The following is a 21,442-nucleotide window of genomic DNA, read 5'->3' on the forward strand; positions in this document are numbered from 1 at the left end:
ATTTAACCTGAAATTTCTGTTTGTGCTGCAGTTATACTTGACGTATCTATTTCTTGTGGATGATTTATTTCTAATTGGTTCTTGTTTAGATAAGGGCTAAAATTAAAGGGTAGTTTACTTTCTTTTTCATATTGATTTATTAAAGAAAAGATTAAATGCTTTACTTCTGAATCGTTATCTCGTTGAGCATAATTTAAAATATTTTGAATTGAATTTATTAAATTCTTATCTATTTGAATTATGTCTGATATTCTTGAATAATCTGGGGTTACTTCTTCTAAATTTTCAAACTCAAAATGTAATTCTTCAAAAAGTTTTTCCCCAGATCGTAAGCCCGTGTATTTAATTATAATATCTTGATCAAGTTTTTTACCCATTAATTGGATAATATCTTTTGCCATATCTACTATTTTGATTGGTTTTCCCATGTTTAGTATAAATATTTCACCAGAATTTTTTGATGTTGCAGCTTGTAAAACAAGTGCTACTGCTTCGGGTATTAGCATAAAATACCTAGTGATCTCAGGATCTGTGATTGTTATAGGCCCGCCAGTTTTAATTTGTTCTATAAATTTAGGTACTACACTACCATTACTACCTAGTACATTACCAAATCTAACACTTGAATAATTTGTTTTACTATTCATGTTTTGAGAATGCCAAAGTAATAATAATTCACAAATTCGTTTTGTTGCTCCCATTACATTAGTAGGACGTATCGCTTTATCTGATGAAATAAGTACTACTTTTTCAACGTTATTTTTAGCTGCTTGTGAAAAAATATTTAATGCACTTTTAATATTATTTATTGAAGCGGAGGAGATATTATCTTCTACTAATGGAACGTGTTTGTAAGCGCAAGCATGAAAAATAATATCAATTTTGAATCGATTAAAAATATTATGACATGAAAAATCATCTGCTATATTTGCAAGAACTGCATGTATTTCTGTTGTAGGATATTTAGATTCTACTTCTTCATTAATTTTGTATAATGCAAACTCTGAAGAGTCATTCATAATAAGTTTTTTGGGATTTAAGACAAGAATTTGTCTTACAAGCTCTGATCCTATGGATCCCCCCGCTCCCGTAACTAGAACAACTTTATTTTCAATCGTTTCTCTTATTAATTCTTTATCAATACTGCGAGGTGTTCGTTTTAAGAGATCTTCTATTTTAATGTCTCTAAGTTTTGTTTCCTTGTCATTTGGATCTAGTAGAGATGATTCAGGGCTTGGAAGTATTTTTACTTTAAGATTTAAATTTACCATTTGTTTAACCAAAAAACGGACACGTTCTCCAGAGGCACTTGGCATAGAAATTATAATTTGTTCAATTTTATATTTTTTAATTAGACTTGGGAGATCTTTTTCAGACCCTAGAACTTTAATTCCAAGTATATCGCTACCCTTTTTAAAAATAGAATCATCAAGTATTCCAAAAATTTTGAATTCAGAACGAGCATTTAGTAAGGAAGGTAATTGGCGGCTTGTATTTATTCCTCCTCCATACACAAGAGTCGGTATACCATGTTTAAAAAATTTGTGGGAAAAACTGTCAATAATTCTAGAATAAAATCTAAAGAGACCACTAGCTGGCACGAAAAGAAGAAATTGAATAATAAACACGGATCTTGGTATTTGATCTAGATTAAATATAAAATTTGATAAAATATAAAATAGAAACGCTCCTAAAAGTGCTCCTAGTGTTACTCTAATTGCAGTAAAAATACTTGCTATTTTAAAAATTACTCTATGAGTTTTTAATAAAAAAAATGCAAATATATATGAGATTGCTGTAAGAATATAATAGTAAGGGAATAATATTTCGGAATATTTGGTAAAATCAATTCCTTCAACTCTCATATAAAGTGCGATTGGCAATAAAATAATAACAAGTAAAGTATCGATTGAGACTATCAAAACCTTTTTCATATATACACGAAATAATTCTTGATTTATTTTCATTCATGCTCTCTTTTCGTTATGTTTAATTTACTAAGAACAGCAATGCTTATAGAGAAATTAATGCTAGCTATTATTCCAAGTAAATTGAAATACCAATTCTGCAAAAAATTTCGGCAGTATTCTTAAGAAACCTCAAAACAACCTATTAGGAAGCAATTTTAATAAAACACAGTATCACATAGTCTATTTAACAAGAATGATACAAAGTTTTTAGAATAAATGGATTTTCTTAAATAACTTTAATCTAAAAACGATTTTCTTCTTCTCTTGAATAATAGTACATTTTATAAATAAGGCAAACATGGGAATATAACAAGAGTAAAATGCTTTTTATTTTTTATAAAGTGTATTATACAAAATATTCTTATCCCAATTTATTGACCTAGGTATTTTAACTTTCAATTGATTAAGAATGTAAGATCAAAAAATTGCTTATTTTTTGTTCGCTATTTTTTCGATTATCTTTAGGGTTGCGTTGACCTCGTGAGCAATAGATTCTTTTATAATCATTCGCAGCATATACGATGTATACTGCCTTTAGAGTGACAGAAATTAGTATAAAGTAACTGAATTAAAAATGAATGAGGAGTATAATTCAGATTGAGAACATGTCCTAACTAGACTTACTCGCCGGCATAAACTTACCAACAACCTTTTTCACTTCATCCAAACCGGCTTCTTTCGTGATATAAAAAACATTGTCGTATTTAAAGCCGTTTTCGCCACCTTGATTTACCAAGTTACTGCTAAAGAAAATGAAGGGGGTTTGAATTTTTTCTTCACGAAGGGCAACTAAAAAGTGAGGCCCTGTCATGCGAGGCATACGCACATCGCAAACGATGGCGACAATGCGATCGCCCAGTTGTTTCTTTTCTTGATCTTGGAAATATTCAAGAGCCTCTAAGCCATCTCCTGCTTCAATAGATTCCCAACCTGACTGCTTCATAGCACGCTTTACAAGGCGACGGATATCGGGTTCATCATCAACAATAAGGACAAGGGGATTGTCTTTACCTGCAAATTTTGCAGTTGATGCTTGCCCCTCAGTTGAAGCATCTTCTTTTTCCTGATCCTCTTTATGTTCTTCCACTTCTTGAAAGCAATTTAAGCTTAAACTAAATGTCACATGAGATTCTTGTAAAATAGCTTCAAATTTTGCACTGCCGGGCATTTTATTTGCAAATTTTTCAAGTGTTGTTGTTGCTATTTTTTGTTTTCCGCCTGCGACACAAGCGCATTGAGCCGATATCGTAACAAATTCATCATTTCCATTGATATCAACATAAATAACACTGTTACCTTGTGGGATCACATTACACAGTTCTGCAAAGGCAGCATTCAGCCACATAATAAAGTTAACAGGATTGGCTAAAACAGAAGGGTCATAAGTATCATCTTTTCGAATTTTACAAGTCACACCTTGAGTGGTGAATCTGTGAACATTGAGCATGAGAGCATCATCAACCATGCTCATAATTTTTGTAACTTGAGTCTCAGATAATTTGGGATTGGAAAACTTTCTAAACCATACAGCGAGATCTTGAATATCTTGCATGTATTTTAAGGCTTGTTTCATATCTTCTTGCGCTGTTTTTTCAGCTAAACTCGGCATAATTTGTGTTTGCAAAATACCGCGGCACATTGTAATTGGATTAATCAATTGATGCGCAATATCGGCGCCAATTTCTGAAATTGTATTCATGCGTACGGAATAATGTAATTCCGCTTGAGCAGACATTAAATCGGCCATTTTTTCACGCATTTGTGAATGTGTACTTTGCAATTCATCGTACATTTTTGTCAAACTCAAATCAGAAATTTCCATGCAGATTAAAATTTCTTCTTTTGAGTTATTATTGATAATAATTTTATGTAACTTTACTTCGGCAGGAAAGGAGCCTACAGGTCCTCTTCTGACTTGTCTTTGAAAATCATAAGCCTGACCTAAACTCATGGCAATATTAAATAAATCGTATATTAATTTATGATCTTTTTTATCGAATAAATCATTGATACTTACTTTAGATGCGGATTTTCCAGCACCGCCAAACCAAGTTTGTTTTTTAAATGTCGCATTGCACCAACGCATAAAATGATCTTCAGGGCTAAATAAGGATATCCCTGTAGAAACATTTTTAAGAATTTGTGCCGCAAGAGCTTTATCCAAGTCCTTGCTAAATTCTGCTGTCATTTCGTTTGATGATCCTCAACTAAAAAGAAATGAAAACTTCTTAATCTGCTATCAAAGTCTTTAAATCTTTTATCGAAACGCATAAGACATACAATTTCTGTTGTTTTTCCTGGTTTCACATTAACAATATAATGGTGAAGTCTATCAAATATTAATTTTATTCCTAAACCACCACTGGCTCTTTTTCCCATAGACTCGGTTTTTTGATTGTCATCTAAGTATTGCATAACAGTTTTTTTAGTAAGACCACCAAATTGATCTAACACTGAAATGCCAAAGACTTCTCCATCAAAACCCCATTTCATTTTCACAGATTCTTGATCTTGAAGTTCAAAAGGTTCATGGCGAGCTTTATCTTTAAGACGTGGATTGGCATCAAATACTGCATTAAGTAACAATTCATCAGCAAGGTCACAAACTCTTTGCGCATATTGCTTAAAGCGTTCTGTATTTCCACCAATTTTTAATATAAATCCCTCTAACAAAGTGAGGGCTTCTCTTTTATCGGCCTGATTTTTTATTATTTTTTCACTAAATATAGCGGGAAATCCTAAATGTTTATCGAGTCCTGGATAATCCTTTGATTCAAATTTTTTTAATAATAAGATTAATTCACGGGCATCAAATTCGCCGTTATTTGTTGCTACAAAACATTGAATATTCACACAATCAATTAAGGAAGGAATAATTTTTTGTAGAGATTCTTGTAGAATAACGATAATCCGACTTTCAGGATAGGCAAATGAAAATTCTTTTAAAAAATCGACTTTTTTGGCATCGGTAAATAAAAAAAAGCGATCATTTTTTTCTTTTGATGCAAAAAGTTTTGCTTCTTCCTCGGTTTTACAAGGTTGAAAATCAACACCCGCAGAACGCGTCAGCATCCCAAGTTTATTTTGAAAGGCAATTGAGTCAGGTAAAAAGCATACAACTTTCAAGCAGCTTCTCCCTTAAACCGTTTCGAGTTTGAAGCAATAAAATAAAAATATTCATTGGGTTCAAAATCAATTTCTAAATCTAAACCGTCTTTATTTTTTAGTACTAAACTAAAATCATCATAATTATCTAAAATTGGAATTTCTTTTCCTAAAGTTAACAGCAAAGTTTCATGAGTGTCATTTGAGGGACAGTAAAAATTAGCTTGAATGCTTTCAACCAGAGTTTTATCGCTTAAAAAATCGCTGATATTAAATTGTTCAACCAACCATCTGGGAACGTTCACATAAATACATTTGCCATCTTTAAAACCGTCAAGAATTTTATACCAAGCTAATATTCCGCATGAATTAGCACGTTTTACCTTTGAAAAGTCAAGACGAATCACTTTATCCTTCGAGTTCGCGAAAGCTTGTTCAAGGCCTTTTCTAATCACTTCTATAGAAGATTCCTCATTTAAGAGGCCTGAAAACTCAATAGTTGTATTGTTTACTACCACTTCCATTCCTTGCACCTCAAAGCAGTCGACATATTGATGATTCATTATCGGTTTGAAAAATATGCTCTTTAGCCCACCGAAAACTTGATACATTGAACGCCCAACCCTATAAGTAAAGGGTCGACCTTGCTGGCTTCTGTTCAGAAAAGATCACTTCCTCTTTCTTTATTCTTTAATTCCCTTTTAGGAGATTCTACTATGTCTACTCGCATAGAAACAGATAGTATGGGCGAAATTGCCGTTCCACAGAGTGCGTACTGGGGAGCTCAAACACAGCGTAGTTTTGAAAATTTTAAAATCAGTGGCGAAAGATTTCCTCGAGCATTTATAAGGGCTTACGGCTTAGTCAAAAAAGCGGCGGCTCAAATTAATAGCCAACTTGGTGAACTTGATGCTGAAAAAGAAAAATTTATCAGCCAAGCTGCTGACGAAGTCATAGCAGGAAAATTTGACGATCACTTTCCCTTAGTCGTTTGGCAGACCGGATCGGGCACACAAACAAATATGAATTTTAACGAAGTGATTTCAAACAGAGCAATTGAAATTGCCGGCGGTAAAATAGGATCTAAAAAACCTATTCACCCCAATGATGACGTGAACAGAGGACAAAGCACCAATGACAGCTTTCCGACGGCGATGCACGTCGCAGCAGCTTTAGCTATTTATGAAAACTTTATTCCAGCAATTGACGCTATTACCTCAACATTTGAGTCAAAAGCTAAAGAATATGAAAAAATAGTAAAAATTGGCAGAACCCACCTTCAAGACGCCACACCTCTCACCCTTGGTGATGAAATCAGTGGTTGGGCGACTCAACTTAAAATGTGCAAAAAAGCGGTTTTAAATTCCATGGAAATGGTTTGTGAGCTTGCTGCTGGAGGAACAGCGGTTGGTACAGGTTTAAATTCACATAAAGATTATGCCAAAGGGATTGCTAAAAAATTATCCGAATTAACAAGAATTCCCTTTGTTACCGCTCCCAATAAATTTCAAGCTTTAGCAGGACAAGAAGCTCTCGCAAGTTTATCGGGCGCATTGAACACTACGGCTACGGCATTTATGAAAATTGCCAATGACGTCAGATGGCTTGCTTCAGGCCCTCGTTGTGGCATTGGCGAAATTTCCATTCCTGAAAATGAACCCGGAAGCTCCATTATGCCTGGAAAAGTCAACCCTACACAGAGCGAAGCCGCAACTATGGCTTGTTGCCAAGTCATGGGAAATCACGTTGCCGTAACAATTGCTTCCAGCCAAGGCAACTTTGAATTGAATGTATTTAAACCTGTTATTATTCACAATGTTTTACATTCTATTCGACTACTTTCAGATTGTTTTATTGGATTTAATGAACACTGTGCCAAAGGAATTAAAGCAAATACGGAACGCATTAATGACTTGATGCAAAAATCACTTATGCTTGTGACAGCGCTTAATACACATATTGGTTACGATAAAGCAGCTAAAATTGCTAAAACAGCTCACCACAATGGAACGACTTTAAAAGAAGAAGCCATTGCATTAGGTTATTTAACCGCAGAACAGTTTGAAGAATGGGTTGATCCTACCAAAATGCTATCCCCCCATGGAAAGTAAATAAGGAATAAACTCAATATCTATTCATTAGGTATTGAGTTTTCTTGAAAATTAAACTCATTCATTTTATGAAGTCTCATAATAAAACCATCATACGCATGAGACGATTTTTCGTTTATATCATCATTTCCCTTAACTCCTGTTATATAAATATTTCCTTCTAAATTAATATCGATATGAACTCCCTGTTTTAAATAACTAAATAAATCAAATTTAAATACAGGATCAATAGGTATTGGAATACTTTTAATTATTTTACCTTCTAAACTGTATTTTCTTAAAAAAATATTTTTATTTAATGCGCCATGAGATTTTTTAATTAAGTTTTTAGAAGTAGATCCAACTAAAAATATGTCCTTATTAATAATCTTAACTTCATGAAATTGCGTTATATAATTTGTAAAGCCATAAAAACGATTCCATATTTTATTCCCATTATTATCTAACTTAGCTAAAAATCCATTTTCTCCATTTATAGAAAGCAAAGAACGACTGTTGCTTCCAGCTATGGAACCAACAATGTATATATTTCCTTCTGAATCTAAATCTAGCGAATAAATTATTGTTCTATATTCAGCATCACCAAATAAATTAGACCAAATTTCTTTTCCTTCTGAATCTAGTTTGATCACAAATGAATCTTCATGCCCAATTTTTGGAAAAATATTTTGAAATTTTATTCCATTTTTTGAATGAATCACAATAAAAATATTTTCACTTTCATCAAGTTCAATGGCAGCTGAATTTAATACTTCAAAATTAAGATGTGATGAATTATCTTGAAATGTTTTAACCCATATGGAATCGCCTTCCGAATTTAATTTTTCAATAAATACACAATTCATACATGAAGAATATTTACTTTCATATCTTCCATATATATAAATATTTCCTTTTTTTGAAACCAAAATTTTATTTCCAGAAACTGAAATTTTGGGTTCAAAAATCCTCTTTGCAATACCTTCTGCACTGTATTTAGTAACAAAAGTTTTAAACAATTTATCTTTATTGAATCTTCCAATAATATAAACATTTCCATAATCATCAATTGCAAGGTCATATCCTATTGTGCAATCACTCTCTGCAAATTCATTTACAACATAAATTGCACTTTTCATTCCGTGTTCATCATATTTAACTAAATAAGTAACATTTTTATTTTCTTCTGAAGATATGTTATCAACAGGTATAAGTTCATATTTAGAACTTCTTTCTAAAATTTCAGGATCATTTTTAATATCAATAAGCGAAGTTCCTAAACTTTCTTTTGAATTTACTAGCACATATAAATTGCCATGAATATCAGTTTTAGAAGCAACAACACTGCTACTTGATTTGAAATTTCCAATTATCTTTTTCCAAATGATAGGAGAATTAGAATATACATTTGTAAAAATAAAAAATGAAAAAAAGATAAATAAAAACTATAAATAATTTTTATTTATCTTTTTAAAAAAATTGATATTAGATAGCATATTAAATAATTCCCTTTATTTAATTTTGTAATAAGAAAGTAATTCAAAAAGGATAGAATATGCTTCTATCCTTAAATTATTGGTAATCTATTTTTGTTATTTTTTCAAACTTTTAAAATTAAATTTATGTAGTTATTAATTTTAAATTAATCAATAATTGATAACAAATTCAAAATTAAAGCCCTACCCATTGAATGTACAAGACTCCTGGTTTTGCTGCTTGGCCATTTTGACCAGGAGATCCATCGCCACCGCGTGGAAAAAATCCAGTCCGTTCATCAAATTGCCCTGAAACCACTTCAGAACTTCCGGAGCCTCCACGACCCCCACGCCCTACTTGATAAGAAACTTTTTGAAAGGGAGTCACATTAATAATTTTTTCGTACATTAAAGCGTGATTTCCATCTATACCATTTCCTCCTTGTCCTCCATTTCCAGCAACCCGAGAGTCTCTCCTGCCACCGATGCCCCCGGCACCGCCAACACCTCCCATTCCGCCCAAGCAAATATTATCAATATCTTCTGAAATAATAGTCTTCACAGTGTTTTTAAAGTTTTGCTCATTTTCATTTGCAGATTTGAAAATATAGTCACCAAAATATGTTAACTCTCCTATTTCTCCGAATCCTCCATTTACTGTAGCATTAACTGCTTTGGGGTAACCTCCGGGCACACCACTGCCTGCAGGTCGTCCATGTAATGTACCAATCGTTCCTACATTACCTGATGGGCTGATCTCTTGTTTATTAGCGGCTCCTCCATGAGAGCCATTTCCTCCCTCAGAAGATCCATTCCAATTTCCATCGAAAAAAGTAGCGCCTGCTCCACCAGCTCCTCCGCCTCCACCTCCATTCCCACCGGAACAGCCAATAATTTTTACTGTTTTTACATGTTCAGGAACTTCCCAAATACCTTGATTTGTTGAATAAGTCCCATCTTCATTTTGTATGGCATAAATTGCTTGGAAATTTTCTTTTACCAAAGGAGGAGGTATTATGACCTTTTCCATATGGGTACTTTTTCCATTCCCACACCCCGAAATGAATATGATTGAAAACAATGAAGCAAAAGTATTGTTGAAATTCATGAGAGTCTCCCTATAAGTTATAAAAAAATCTATAATTATTTATTTTATAAAAGCTTTTATTTCCTCAGATAATCATAACCACTCTTAAAATAGTTAGAAAAAATATAAAAATTGTCAGAATGATTTGCTTTCTTTCGCGTTGCTATTTAGGTAAGTCACGATATACACTAGGCTGAATTAAAATGAAGCGAAAATATATATTTTTGCTTGTATTTTTCAGCAGTTTTTAAATCCGAAATGAATTCAGGAGATTCTTTAATTATGTCAGGAACCGATGAAATAAAACAAATCCTAAATACCCCCTCTTCGACGACGTATCAAAACCTTGAAGAGCTCAAAGTGATTATTGTTAAAGAAAGAGATATTTTTATAGGAATTGTGGGTTTAGGTGGTAAAAAAACTCCTGTGATTGATATATTTACTCATGATTTAATTGAGGAAATTAGAGTTCGTTTTAGTGGAAAAAACTCTCCCCTGCAAGAATGGCTGAAATCATTACGCAATATTCCTGCAGAGGAAAGAAAAAATGCGGGCGCACTTATCAATGAATTGAAAAATGAAATTGAAAGCTGTTTAAAACACTTTATTGAAAGCTGGAGAAACGAAGCAGAAATAAAGAAATTATCCCAAGAAAACGAAGATATTTCCCTCCCTCTACCCAATATCAACATTGGCTCTAGACACCCTGTTATGACAGTAATGCGTGACCTTTTGGAACCTTTTCAACGCATGGGTTTTTCCATTGTTGATGGACCCGAAATAGATAATGATTTTTATAATTTTGACACCTTAAATGTCTTAAAAGATCACCCTGCGCGCGAAATGCAGGACACATTTTTTCTCGCAAGCGAATGGGTTCTCAGAACACACACAAGCAATGTGCAAAGCCATGCCATGATGGAACGTAAATTACCTTTAAAAATTGTATGCCCTGGTTGCGTTTATCGCAACGAATATGACATGACTCACTTACCTTCATTTAGACAAATTGAATGCCTCATCGTGGACAAAGGTATACACCTGGGCCATTTAAGACACACCATAAATGAAATGCTCAATGCGGCTTTTGGACGACCTGTAAAACTCCGTTTCCGCTCCAGTTATTTTCCTTTCACAGAACCCAGCGCCGAAGTTGATGTGGAATGCCAACAATGTTTTGGCAAAGGATGTCGCAGCTGCAAGCACACAGGATGGTCTGAAATTGGCGGATGTGGTCTCGTCAATCGCAAAGTTTTAGAAAGTTGCGGAATAGATTCCAATGTCTACAGCGGGATTGCATTAGGATTTGGAATTGATCGCATGGCAAAAGATCGCTTTGCCATTGCCGATTTACGCTCCATGCTAGACGGAGATGTTTCCTTCTTAAAATCATTTGCCTTGTCCTAATTCCCTAACAGATATAATTAAAGGTAACAAATATGTTAGCAAGTTTAAATTTTGTGGAAAAATTCATATCACTTCCTAAATTAACAAAATATACAAATATTAATAGCAAACAGATTGAAACAAAAATATTTGATTTGAATAAAATAACTCCCTTATTAACGAAACAAGGCTTTGAAGTCGATAACATAATAATAAAAGGAGAAGGTCTTGAAACCGTTGTCGTAGGACGGATTGAAAAAGCAGAGCCCCATCCCAACGCCGCAAAGCTACAAATATGTCAAGTGAATGCCGGCGAATCTAACCTCAGACAAATCATTTGTGGCGCAAAAAATGCGCGTCCCGGTTTGTATGTTGCCGTTGCTTTACCTTCTACTAAATTACCAAATAATTTGGAAATTAAAGAATCTAAAATTAGAGAAATTGAAAGCAATGGCATGCTTTGCTCACGTGAGGAACTTGGCTTACCCATAAATAAAGATATTGATGGTGACGGAATTTGGGAAATAGAACAGGATGCCCAAGGTGGAATTTCAACTAATATATTATCTCAAAAACTAGGTTATCCTTTATTTGATATTTTAGAAATATCCGATGTGTTACTTGAGTTGAGCGTCACTCCCAATCGACCCGATATGCTTTGCCATGAAGGAGTAGCAAGGGAAATTATGGCGGGACTTACTTATTCAGGCGTTCCTTTTGAGAAAAAAGAAAATCCGGGATTTGCTCACAAAGTGACTATATCTGAAGATGTCATTAAAAAAGATGCTCTTAAAAATTCATCTGTAAACTGCGCTGGTGTTACTTTTTCTGCGGAAAATCATTTGCAATGCCCCGCCTTTTTTGTTGCCATCGATTCCACACAAGTGACCCACAGTCCTGCGTGGCTTAGAAATTTACTAGAAAACTTAGGTCAAAATTCAATTAATAATATTGTCGATGCGTCAAACTATATTTTACTTGCTCATGGACAACCCAGTCATGCTTATGATCTCGATAAAATTTCATCACAAAATCCAAATGCTAAAAAGCTTATTCTGCGCAAAGCAAAACAAGGTGAAAAATTTATTGGATTAGATGCTAAAGAAAGAGAGCTCCAAGAAGCAGATGAAGTCATTTGTGACATTGAAGGAATACAAGGACTTTTAGGAGTATTGGGTGGCGAGCAATCAAAAGTTTCTTATGAAACAAAGAAAATAGTGGTCGAATTTGCCAATCCACACCCCGTCTCCGTCAGACGCACCTCACGCAGACATGCAAGACAAACTGAAGCCAGCTTTATGTTTGAAAAAGGAATTGACGAAGCATCACGCTTTAAATCAGCACTTGAATTTTTTGCACTTGTAACAAATTTACAAGAAGTAAAACCAAAATACTGTGGAACAGTTCATTCTATAAAAGAAAATAATAAACCAGAAATTAAAACAGAGTTTCGTAATTTAGAAATTGATTTCCACTCTACAGCACAAGAAAAAATATTAGGCGCACCTATTATTGAATACACAAAGCAACTCAATATATTAGAGTCGCTCGGATTTATTCTTTCAAATAAAACAGAAAAATCAACTAAAGTAACAATTCCTTCCTGGAGATCCTCAGATATTGTTGGAGAAGCAGACTTAGTTGAAGAATTTATTCGTATTGTAGGAATCGATAACGTACCATCGACTCCCTTTATTTCACCCGCCATTGTAAATTACGATGATCCTCATTATAAATATTTAGAAAAATTAAGTTCACGTTGTGCTTCATTAGGTTACAATGAAGTCATCAGTCTCCATTTCATGAGAGCAGATGACCATGAAAAACTGGGATTAAATTCTATAAATGCATTGGGAGAACCTGTTGCTTTAATGAATCCCATTATTGGTGATGAGCCATTGATGCACACCACATTAATTCCTGATTTATTAAGAAAAGTTAGAAAAAATTTAAGCTATGGCACAAAAAGTGGACAATTATTTCACTCCTGCAGAACATTCCAAAATTATGATGCACATGGAGAACGAGTTTTCAAACAAAATGGAGAATCCTTAGGAATTTCTGCTTTATTAGCGCAAAATGTTGAAAATGCTTTAGAGTATCATTATTCCCAAGGCTATGCTTACTCCCGTGAAAAAAGCCAGGCAGGCCGACCTGTGGAAACACCACGCCTTGCGGGTGTAACCTTTGGCAATAAAATGGAAAAAAACTGGCAAAACTCGGGGGAAGTAAATTGGACTTTACATGACATTATGAGCCATATCGTTGAATTATGTCACAGTGTTGATCTCACAATCACAACAGTAAAAATCTGTGAAGAGCATCATTCTACAAATGATCATTCAGCTAAATATCATCCTTTGGCAAAAGCATTCCATCCTGGCAGACGAGTTGGCTTTTATGTTGTTGATGACAAAAATAATTCTGTTTCTTTAGGATGGGCTGGAGAATTACATCCTAAGACAATGAGAAATTATGAAATAGATGTTCCTTGCTTTGCATTTGAATTGAATGTGGCTGTACTGTTACGTTCCATTTCACGACCTAAAAATCTATTAAACCGTTCTTCTGCAGTTCAAAAATTTCCTACTGTATCTAGAGATTTTGCATTTTTATTAGATGAGAATATCACGGCGCAAAAATTAAATGATGTTGTCGCAAATTCGTTACAAAATCTCATTGTAAAAGAAACTCCTGCAATATTAAAAACAGTCCAAATTTTTGATATTTATAAAGCAAAAGAAATGCCAGTAAATAAAAGGTCTATCGCTTTTCATATTTCTTTAATTCCAACTGAAAGAACCTTTACAGATAAAGACATTCAAAAAATATCGAATGCAGTTATAGAAGCTGTTAAAAATGAATTTCATGCGGAACTCAGAGGAAATTAGTTAATCAAATTGTAATTTTATGATTCATAAAATTGCCAATTTTTTTGCAAAATATTTTCCCATCTCATAAAATAATTTAAAATACGATAGACTCTAGCAAGGAAGAAAATATTTTCTTCCTTGAAATGGAAAATAAATGAAATTTAAATTTATTGAAAAGCTTGAAGTAACAACATTCTCATGGAAACGATGGGAAATTTATCCCTTTTTAATAGTTTTTTTAATCATTCATTTTGCATGGAGCAAACATTTTCCCATCGCAGATGTGGAAGCCTATTACTGGGACTGGTCACGCTATTTAAGTTTATCCTATTACGATCACCCGGGAGCTATTGCCTGGATTTGCCGCCTTGGAACAATCATAACTCAGAACGAAAATAATTTAAGATTTTTTGTTCCTATTTTTAGTTTAATTACAAGTATTTTTTTAATACTCTCTTTAAATATAATTTTGTCATTTCAAAATAAACAAGCAAATTTAAAACAAGTCTTATACTTAGAAATAATTTATAATATTATTCCTGTTTTTAGCATTCAAAGCTTTATTTTAATGCCAGATTTTTCATTATTAACATTTTTATCTATTTCATTTTTCATTTCACTAAAAATAATAAAATACTTTGATTTAAATAAAAAAGATTCCCTTATTTTAATTTTTATTTTAGGGATATCGGGGGGCATGGGTTTTAATTCCAAGTATCATATGCTACCTATTATATTTCTTCTAGTTTTAACAATACTTATCGTTAACAAAAGAAATTTAAAAAATATATTTATATTTTTAAGTATATTTATATTTTCATTTATCCTCACAGCAATGCCAACTCTATATTGGAATATAAAAAACCATTATGCGTCTTTTCTATTCCAATTAAATCATGGCTTTGGCTCTTTCTCCTTTAGACTTGACAATCCTATCTCTTATATTATTGAATCTTCTCTCTATATTTCACCGGTATTATTCGGATATGGAGTTTATAAAATAATTTTACTAAAAAAATTTCATTCTATAAAAGAAATAGAACCCAAACTTATTTTTCTAGCTATACTACCAGTTACGGGTTTATTCCTCATTTTTTTATTGGCTTCATTTTATAATTATGTAGCACCTTACTGGATTTCACCAGCATTTTTATTATTAATTCCATTCATTACTATTGATTTAACAAATTGGAAGTTTAACAAAATATTTATTCCTCTATTCTTTTTTATATCTTTAACAATTCCAACAGTTCTTTGTTTTAAAGAGTCTAGAAAATTTATAACCGATATATCCCATGGAAATATCGGTTATAAATTACTTTTTTGGTATATTTTCACAGACACAAGAATTGAAAAAGAGCTCGGGATTGAACTTCCCAAATCTATAACTCCTGAAGAATTAGCTAAAAATGGTTGCTCTAAAAATGATACTATTCTTGCATCATTAAATTGGACATGGACATCACAACTTGCCTATCATTTAAAAGGGCATCCCTATATTTATAATATCAATCAGAATCAAAAATCATTCTATTCCTTTAGAGACAAATTAAGCCAATTAAAGAAATGTAAAGTTATTATTATTTCTTCAGAAGAACTGGCTCAAGATATATTACAGCAAATGGAAGATATAAAAGTTATAAAGTTAGTAGAGATAAAATCTTTTCCAAGATTGGAATATTCTAAAATAAATATTATAAGAGGAACTTATAAAGGAAGTGATCTTAAAAATAAGATATCCATGTCTGATGATTAATTTTTAAAGTATTTATTCAAAAATAAAATTTTAAAGACACTTAACAAAAAATTCTAACTCTTTTTGCAATGAGTTTACAATACTTTCTGCTTTTTTAAAGCCATGTCCTTCTCCTTCAAAAATATAAACTTCATGATAAACCTGATTCTCTTTTAATTTTTCAGAAATTTTATAAGTTTGATTTACATCAACTACATAGTCCTTATCTCCATGAAAAAAGATAACAGGAGATTTAATATGATGTGCTGAATGAATAGGTGATCTTTCTATATAAATTTGCTTTGCATTTTGAGGAGAACCACCTAATAAACCTTGATCATAATAGGCTTCAAATTTATGAATATGCTCGGATAATGCGATGAGATCCGCAATTCCATAAGTACAAGAAGCACATTTAAAAATATTATGAAAAGATAATGCAGATAAAACAGTTAATCCCCCTGAACTGCTACCAGCAATGATCAATTTATTTTTATCAACTTTGTTTTTTTTGCAAAGAAAAAGTGCGGCATCAATACAATCTTCAACATCGAGTATCCCCCACAAACCTTTTAATTGCTCACGATAACTTTTTCCAAATCCAGTACTTCCTCTATAATTTACTTCTAAATAAGAAAATCCTCTACTTGTATAATATTGAACCTTTGCATTAAACATACAATCAGCACTTGCTGTGGGCCCTCCATGAACTTTTATAATTAAAGGAGGTAGTTCATCATTTATATAAGTATATTTCGGATTTTTTGGCGCATAATAAAATGCAAAAGCTGTTTTCTTATCACGCGTAGGATATTCAATTATTTCTGGAATTGAAATATAATTTTCATCTATTGAATTGCCAATAGAATTACGAATAATTTTTGGCTCTTCTAAATCAATATTTTTCGAAAAAAGAACAGCCAATGGTAATTTGGGATTTCCCCCAAAATATGCTACACGATTCTCTTGAGCAACAATATTATAAATACAGCTTAAATTATTATCTATTTCTTTAAATTTTTCATCTAACAAATGAATGATTCCTGTTTTCCAAATTCCTTTATCGCTATAACAGCAAATAATTTCATTTTGATTTAAAAAATCATAGCAACGCGTTCCTGAAATCCACATAGGGCGACCAAAATCGGCCTCTTTTGAAAAAATTTCACATAATTTATTCTGATCGACTCTATATATATTCCAAAATCCTGTTCTGTCAGAACAAACAAAAAGTTCGTTATTTTCATTCCAGGAGGGTTGATAAAAAGCCTCAGGAAGAGAACCCATTACTTGCATTTTATTTTGAATCGAATGATCGGGATAAATATCCGCCATCCAAAGTTCTGTCGCATCCCAGGGCATATTAGGATGATTCCACTGCAACCACGCTATTTTTTTTCCATTAGGACTCACTGTGGGACTGCTATAAAAATCACAGCCCGTAAATAAAACCTCTACGTTTTTACTCTGAATTGAAATACGTACGACTTCTGTGGGGGGAAAATTTGATTTGTTACTATCATCTTTACGAATGCAATATAAATATTTATGAGAAGGATCAGCATTAAAATCAGCGAATCGTCCTTCAAAAGAGTCAATAAGAGCTCTGATTTTACCTGTGATGATTTCTTTTAAGTAAACAATCCCGTCTTTTGCATTAGAAAAATAAAGGTTTCCATCGCGAATATAAAAGGCTCCTCCTCCATATCCATGCACAGAAGTCCCTACTTGAATGGAATCAGGAGTTTCATCTTTATAATTTCCATTATTATCAAACGAAACAATGACAGAACGACCTTTTTCACTCGGACGCGATTCAGACCAATAAATTGTTCCCTTATCTATGTGCAAATCGGTGAAAGAAATGGATTTACTAGCAATGACTTCAGCGGTGATAGGAGAGTGCCAAGGGGAAAATTTTGCATTTTGAGAATCAGCTATCATTTTAAATCCTATTCGCATATTGTTTAAATGAAAGCTATTGCAGTTATGAACAGCTTTATTTCAAGACTATACATATTCATTGTAATTTTTGCACTTGTATTTGTTCGCAAGAGGCATAGAATGAAGAAAAATTTAACTTTCTTAGCAATTATTTTATTTTGTTTTGCTATATCACAATTCATCTCCACACATGAAAAAACAGATAATAAAATTGATATGATGATGATTGATTATATTCAACAAGCTATTACTGCAGTAAATTCAATATATAATCAACATACGATTTTATTTACATTATTATTCAGCCTCTCATTTGTATTATTAACAGTTTTTTATATTCCTTTTACGGGTCCCTTTTATGTTTTATTTGCTGGTGCTTTGTACGGGTTTATAAATGGTAGTATTCTTTTTTCTTTTATGGTAAGCGCCTCCTATACGGCATCATTTCTCTTAACACGATATTTATATCAAAAGTCTAATAGTAAAAAAAGAATAAATAAAAAAATTCAACATGTCATTGATAGCTTTGAAAAAGATGGTTGGATATATCTATTATCAGTTCGCTTTTCAGGTGTGATACCCGCTCTTATCGTAAACGTAGGAATGGGATTTACCAAGATCCCTACTTGGCAATTTTATATCATTACACAAATGGGAACACTTCCTTTAGTCATTCTATATTCCTTTACAGGAAGTCAAATTCACAGCTTAAAAAGTTTAAATGATTTTGTTTCTCCTTACTTTTTATTACTAATCTTCATTTTATCTGTCACGCCTATACTATTAAAAATTATTTTTGATTTTATCGCGAATAAAACAAGAAAAAAAGAAAATGCACCTTATTAGGGCGATCAAATTTTCGAGTATAGGAGAATATTAATTCTGGATTTCTTTAAACCATCTATCACTTCTAAATCCTGGTAAAAGAGAATCCTTTTTATCATAAGTAGAATAAGAAATAAGAAAAGCGCGTCCGTAAATACGATTTTGATCCATAAATCCCCAAAATCTGCCATCTGCTGAATTATCGCGATTGTCTCCAACTAACAGTAGTTTTTTATCAGGAACAACCCATGTTTGAGTTTGACTATCGGTAACGCTATTCCATTTTCTTTTCAGGATATAATGCGAAAAGTTGCTAAATCCAGACTCTGAGTACAAATCATAACTATCAGCAGACTCGGTTCCGCCCATATTTTCTAGGATAGAGCGGTCTGTTTGCAAAACTTGATTTGCAAGAACTCCATTTATTGTTAGAATTCCATTTGTAAATGTAACCTTGTCTCCAGGCAATCCGACGACTCTCTTTATAAGAGTCAACTGATTTTCTGATTCAGGCCCCTCAAATACAACAATGTCACCCCTTTGAGGTTGCGCCCAACTAAAAATCCGAGTTTCCATAAAAGGTAACATTATTCCATAGGATAATTTATTTACCACAACATGATCTCCGATTTTCAAAGTGGGTAAAAGGGAACCGCTAGGAATGACATACCAATTTAATACGGAAGAACGAAACGCAAATATGGCTGCAATAATTAATAAAATTGATCTTAATTCGTTGAAAAATTTATTCATAAAAACTCACCTCGTTTACAAGAGCCCAATAGGGTATATCATAGATTGGCAGAAATGCGATAGAAAGTAAAAGGAGGTTCTTTTGAAAATAATAAAAAATTTCATAAACGGAATTGATAAGTTTATTCATGCTGAAAATACAAAGTATGATTTAAACTCCATTCTTTCTAGTGCAAATCCTAAATTATCTTTAGAAGAAAAAGTAGAGTGGATTCAAAATCTCATGGTATGGATTCGCTCTACAGATAAAATACCTATTCAATTTGACTCCAGTACAGGACAAATTCATACGGTACGAGTGCGCTTTATTCTTCAACTTCTTGATAGAAATATGGAATGGAAATCATCTGTTGCTAAAACATTTCGATCCGTTATTCAAGAAACAAATGCACTACAATTATTTTGTTACACGGGTCTTCCTAAAGAGTCAGGATTTCTACAAGAAGCCACTGATAGAATTTTAAATAAAATAATTCCAACACCTCCCGATGAAAAAGAACTTTCAGAGTTGTTTTTAAAAATTTTTCCTAGAGAAGAAGATGCAATATGGGTTAAAAATTTATCTAAAGAAACAATTTTTAAATTATATGAATTATTTATTTATGAAACTTTGGATGAAAATATATGGCAGAAAATCATGGGTGACATTGAAGACGCCATTTATATTTTAACAAGTCAAATTCACGCCATAGGACTATCCGATGCCATAAGAAAAAGAACAAATTTAAAAAGCATTAAGGACTCTCCTTATATCTCTTTGAGCGAAAGTGTCGATTATTTTTTAAAATCTTATCGTGATAAATCACAAACTGATTTATCACAATTAACTCACAACTGCGAAATCAATATTTTAAAGTGTAAAGATTCCATTAAAGATGTTTTTCAACACCTTGATGAATATGGCATTAGTGTCACACTGGTATATCAACTAGAAAAATTATCTTTTCACCTCACACGGCTGCAAATACTTATTGCATTTTTAAACACCTCTGATTTTGATCGAAAAATTAGTATCATTCCTTTTTTTATATCAAAACTTATAAGAGACAGTATTGATAAAAAAAGTTTTCTTGCACTTATTCAAACGAATCTCAATCAATTGTCTCGTAAAATTGCAGAAAGATCGGGAAAAACAGGAGAGCATTATATAACAACTAATAAAAAAGAATATTTTGAAATGTTTAAATCGGCTGGTGGAGGAGGAATTCTCACGGCAATGACAACTTTCATAAAGTTCCTACTTTCTTATTTGAAATTACCTCACTTTTTTGAAGGATTTTTTGCGTCAGTTAATTATGCAGGTAGCTTTATTTTTATCCAGCTTTGTGGATTTAGTCTTGCCACAAAACAGCCCTCTATGACAGCATCTTCATTAGCAGGGAAATTACACGATTCTCAAGACGAAACGTTACTCAATGAGTTTGTGGATGAAGTTACTAAATTAACACGGTCACAATTTGCAGCCATTTTTGGAAATTTAACCTTAGTTATTCCAAGCGTAATTATAATTAATTTAATTGTACAATTTATGACAGGCCACAATGTTTTATCGGAGCAAAAAGCCCTAACAACGATTCAATCATTATCTATTTTAGGGCCTAGTATTTTTTATGCTATATTCACAGGATTTTTACTTTGGTTATCTAGTATAGCTGCAGGTTGGCTAGAAAATTGGGCTGTTTACAGGAGATTGCCAGAAGCAATTGCAAAAAATAAAAGAATTATATTTGTCTTTGGAAGAATCAATGCTGAAAAAATGTCGACCTTTTTCGCAAATAATATTTCTGGTTTCGGAGGAAATATTTCCTTAGGATTTATGCTCGGCATGGTGCCCACGTTAGGGCTTTTTTTTGGACTTCCTTTAGATGTAAGACACGTTACTTTATCAACAGGGGCACTCACTTTTGCAATGTCTTCTATAGGATTTCACGAATTTATACAAGTGGATTTTATTTTAGCTTGCCTTGGAATCATTGCCATAGGTCTTTTAAATTTGTCAGTTAGCTTTTGGCTTGCCATGTCCGTAGCTATTCGTGCGCGTAAAATTAAAAGCGTTGGCCGTAGAAAGATTCGATCTGCTATCTTAAAAAGACTTATTTCTTCACCTTTAGAATTCTTTTATCCCATCAAAAAAAATTCATAACCAAGATTTGAATATAATTTTATAAATAGCGACCCATTTATCTAAATGCATATTCA

The 21,442-nt window shown here is 32.7% G+C and carries 14 protein-coding genes; 6 read left to right on the plus strand and 8 right to left on the minus strand.

Annotation, left to right across the window (positions count from 1 at the left end; translation table 11 throughout):
• Window positions 1-2 precede the first annotated feature (2 nt).
• The 4 genes from AXG55_RS12000 to AXG55_RS12015 all read right to left on the minus strand — a co-directional run bounded on the left by AXG55_RS12000 (window position 3) and on the right by AXG55_RS12015 (window position 5,599).
• Window positions 3-1,967 (minus strand): nucleoside-diphosphate sugar epimerase/dehydratase, encoded by a 1,965-nt coding sequence (locus AXG55_RS12000; protein ID WP_148698349.1) that lies wholly within the window; start codon window positions 1,965-1,967, stop codon window positions 3-5.
• Window positions 1,968-2,580: 613 nt separating this feature from the next.
• Entirely contained in the window at window positions 2,581-4,158 is a 1,578-nt protein-coding gene (locus AXG55_RS12005; protein ID WP_148698350.1) for a response regulator, read from the minus strand.
• Window positions 4,155-5,096: a hypothetical protein gene (locus AXG55_RS12010; protein ID WP_148698351.1), complete on the minus strand. Its 942-nt coding sequence runs from the start codon at window positions 5,094-5,096 to the stop codon at window positions 4,155-4,157. The genes AXG55_RS12005 and AXG55_RS12010 overlap by 4 nt, the downstream gene beginning before the upstream one ends.
• Complete coding sequence (locus AXG55_RS12015; protein ID WP_233231197.1) at window positions 5,093-5,599, minus strand: hypothetical protein; 507 nt, start codon at window positions 5,597-5,599, stop codon at window positions 5,093-5,095. The genes AXG55_RS12010 and AXG55_RS12015 overlap by 4 nt, the downstream gene beginning before the upstream one ends.
• Window positions 5,600-5,791: 192 nt before the next feature.
• Between AXG55_RS12015 and fumC the strand changes: the two genes are divergently transcribed.
• Entirely contained in the window at window positions 5,792-7,186 is a 1,395-nt protein-coding gene (gene fumC, locus AXG55_RS12020) for a class II fumarate hydratase (RefSeq protein WP_148698353.1), read from the plus strand.
• 20 nt (window positions 7,187-7,206) lie between these two features.
• Here the strand turns inward: fumC and AXG55_RS12025 are convergent, their stop codons facing one another.
• Both AXG55_RS12025 and AXG55_RS12030 read right to left on the minus strand, forming a co-directional pair.
• Window positions 7,207-8,469, minus strand: coding sequence for an SBBP repeat-containing protein (locus AXG55_RS12025; protein ID WP_148698354.1), 1,263 nt, complete (start codon window positions 8,467-8,469; stop codon window positions 7,207-7,209).
• 367 nt (window positions 8,470-8,836) lie between these two features.
• Window positions 8,837-9,748: a hypothetical protein gene (locus tag AXG55_RS12030; RefSeq protein WP_148698355.1), complete on the minus strand. Its 912-nt coding sequence runs from the start codon at window positions 9,746-9,748 to the stop codon at window positions 8,837-8,839.
• A gap of 261 nt (window positions 9,749-10,009) precedes the next feature.
• Between AXG55_RS12030 and pheS the strand changes: the two genes are divergently transcribed.
• From pheS to AXG55_RS12045, 3 genes are all read left to right on the plus strand, one after another.
• Window positions 10,010-11,134 (plus strand): phenylalanine--tRNA ligase subunit alpha, encoded by a 1,125-nt coding sequence (gene pheS / locus AXG55_RS12035; protein ID WP_233231198.1) that lies wholly within the window; start codon window positions 10,010-10,012, stop codon window positions 11,132-11,134.
• A gap of 32 nt (window positions 11,135-11,166) precedes the next feature.
• Window positions 11,167-14,004, plus strand: coding sequence for a phenylalanine--tRNA ligase subunit beta (gene pheT, locus AXG55_RS12040; protein ID WP_148698357.1), 2,838 nt, complete (start codon window positions 11,167-11,169; stop codon window positions 14,002-14,004).
• A gap of 136 nt (window positions 14,005-14,140) precedes the next feature.
• Window positions 14,141-15,742 carry an ArnT family glycosyltransferase gene (locus tag AXG55_RS12045; protein WP_148698358.1) on the plus strand — a complete coding sequence of 534 codons (1,602 nt, stop codon included), beginning with the start codon at window positions 14,141-14,143 and terminating at the stop codon, window positions 15,740-15,742.
• A 30-nt stretch (window positions 15,743-15,772) separates the two neighbouring features.
• Here AXG55_RS12045 and AXG55_RS12050 read toward each other — a convergent pair whose 3' ends face one another.
• Window positions 15,773-17,665 (minus strand): S9 family peptidase, encoded by a 1,893-nt coding sequence (locus AXG55_RS12050; protein ID WP_233231199.1) that lies wholly within the window; start codon window positions 17,663-17,665, stop codon window positions 15,773-15,775.
• A 120-nt stretch (window positions 17,666-17,785) separates the two neighbouring features.
• Between AXG55_RS12050 and AXG55_RS12055 the strand changes: the two genes are divergently transcribed.
• Window positions 17,786-18,511 carry a TVP38/TMEM64 family protein gene (locus AXG55_RS12055; protein ID WP_233231200.1) on the plus strand — a complete coding sequence of 242 codons (726 nt, stop codon included), beginning with the start codon at window positions 17,786-17,788 and terminating at the stop codon, window positions 18,509-18,511.
• A 30-nt stretch (window positions 18,512-18,541) separates the two neighbouring features.
• Here AXG55_RS12055 and lepB read toward each other — a convergent pair whose 3' ends face one another.
• Window positions 18,542-19,243, minus strand: a complete 702-nt coding sequence (gene lepB / locus AXG55_RS12060) for a signal peptidase I (protein ID WP_148698361.1) — start codon at window positions 19,241-19,243, stop codon at window positions 18,542-18,544.
• A gap of 82 nt (window positions 19,244-19,325) precedes the next feature.
• Here lepB and AXG55_RS12065 point away from each other — a divergent pair, with 82 nt between their 5' ends.
• On the plus strand, window positions 19,326-21,386 hold the full coding sequence (locus AXG55_RS12065; protein ID WP_148698362.1) for a site-specific recombinase: 2,061 nt from the start codon (window positions 19,326-19,328) through the stop codon (window positions 21,384-21,386).
• Window positions 21,387-21,442 lie beyond the last annotated feature (56 nt).

Origin of the sequence: Silvanigrella aquatica, assembly GCF_001907975.1 — a bacterium.
Classification (GTDB): domain Bacteria; phylum Bdellovibrionota_B; class Oligoflexia; order Silvanigrellales; family Silvanigrellaceae; genus Silvanigrella; species Silvanigrella aquatica.

Bases quoted from the DNA above. Each gene is read 5' to 3' on its own strand.
- AXG55_RS12000 (WP_148698349.1), bottom strand. From the start codon at position 1,967: ATGAAAATAAATCAAGAATTATTTCGTGTATATATGAAAAAGGTTTTG.
- AXG55_RS12005 (WP_148698350.1), bottom strand. From the start codon at position 4,158: ATGACAGCAGAATTTAGCAAGGACTTGGATAAAGCTCTTGCGGCACAA.
- AXG55_RS12015 (WP_233231197.1), bottom strand. From the start codon at position 5,599: ATGGAAGTGGTAGTAAACAATACAACTATTGAGTTTTCAGGCCTCTTA.
- fumC (WP_148698353.1), top strand. From the start codon at position 5,792: ATGTCTACTCGCATAGAAACAGATAGTATGGGCGAAATTGCCGTTCCA.
- AXG55_RS12030 (WP_148698355.1), bottom strand. From the start codon at position 9,748: ATGAATTTCAACAATACTTTTGCTTCATTGTTTTCAATCATATTCATT.
- pheS (WP_233231198.1), top strand. From the start codon at position 10,010: ATGTCAGGAACCGATGAAATAAAACAAATCCTAAATACCCCCTCTTCG.
- pheT (WP_148698357.1), top strand. From the start codon at position 11,167: ATGTTAGCAAGTTTAAATTTTGTGGAAAAATTCATATCACTTCCTAAA.
- AXG55_RS12045 (WP_148698358.1), top strand. From the start codon at position 14,141: ATGAAATTTAAATTTATTGAAAAGCTTGAAGTAACAACATTCTCATGG.
- AXG55_RS12050 (WP_233231199.1), bottom strand. From the start codon at position 17,665: ATGATAGCTGATTCTCAAAATGCAAAATTTTCCCCTTGGCACTCTCCT.
- AXG55_RS12055 (WP_233231200.1), top strand. From the start codon at position 17,786: ATGAAGAAAAATTTAACTTTCTTAGCAATTATTTTATTTTGTTTTGCT.
- lepB (WP_148698361.1), bottom strand. From the start codon at position 19,243: ATGAATAAATTTTTCAACGAATTAAGATCAATTTTATTAATTATTGCA.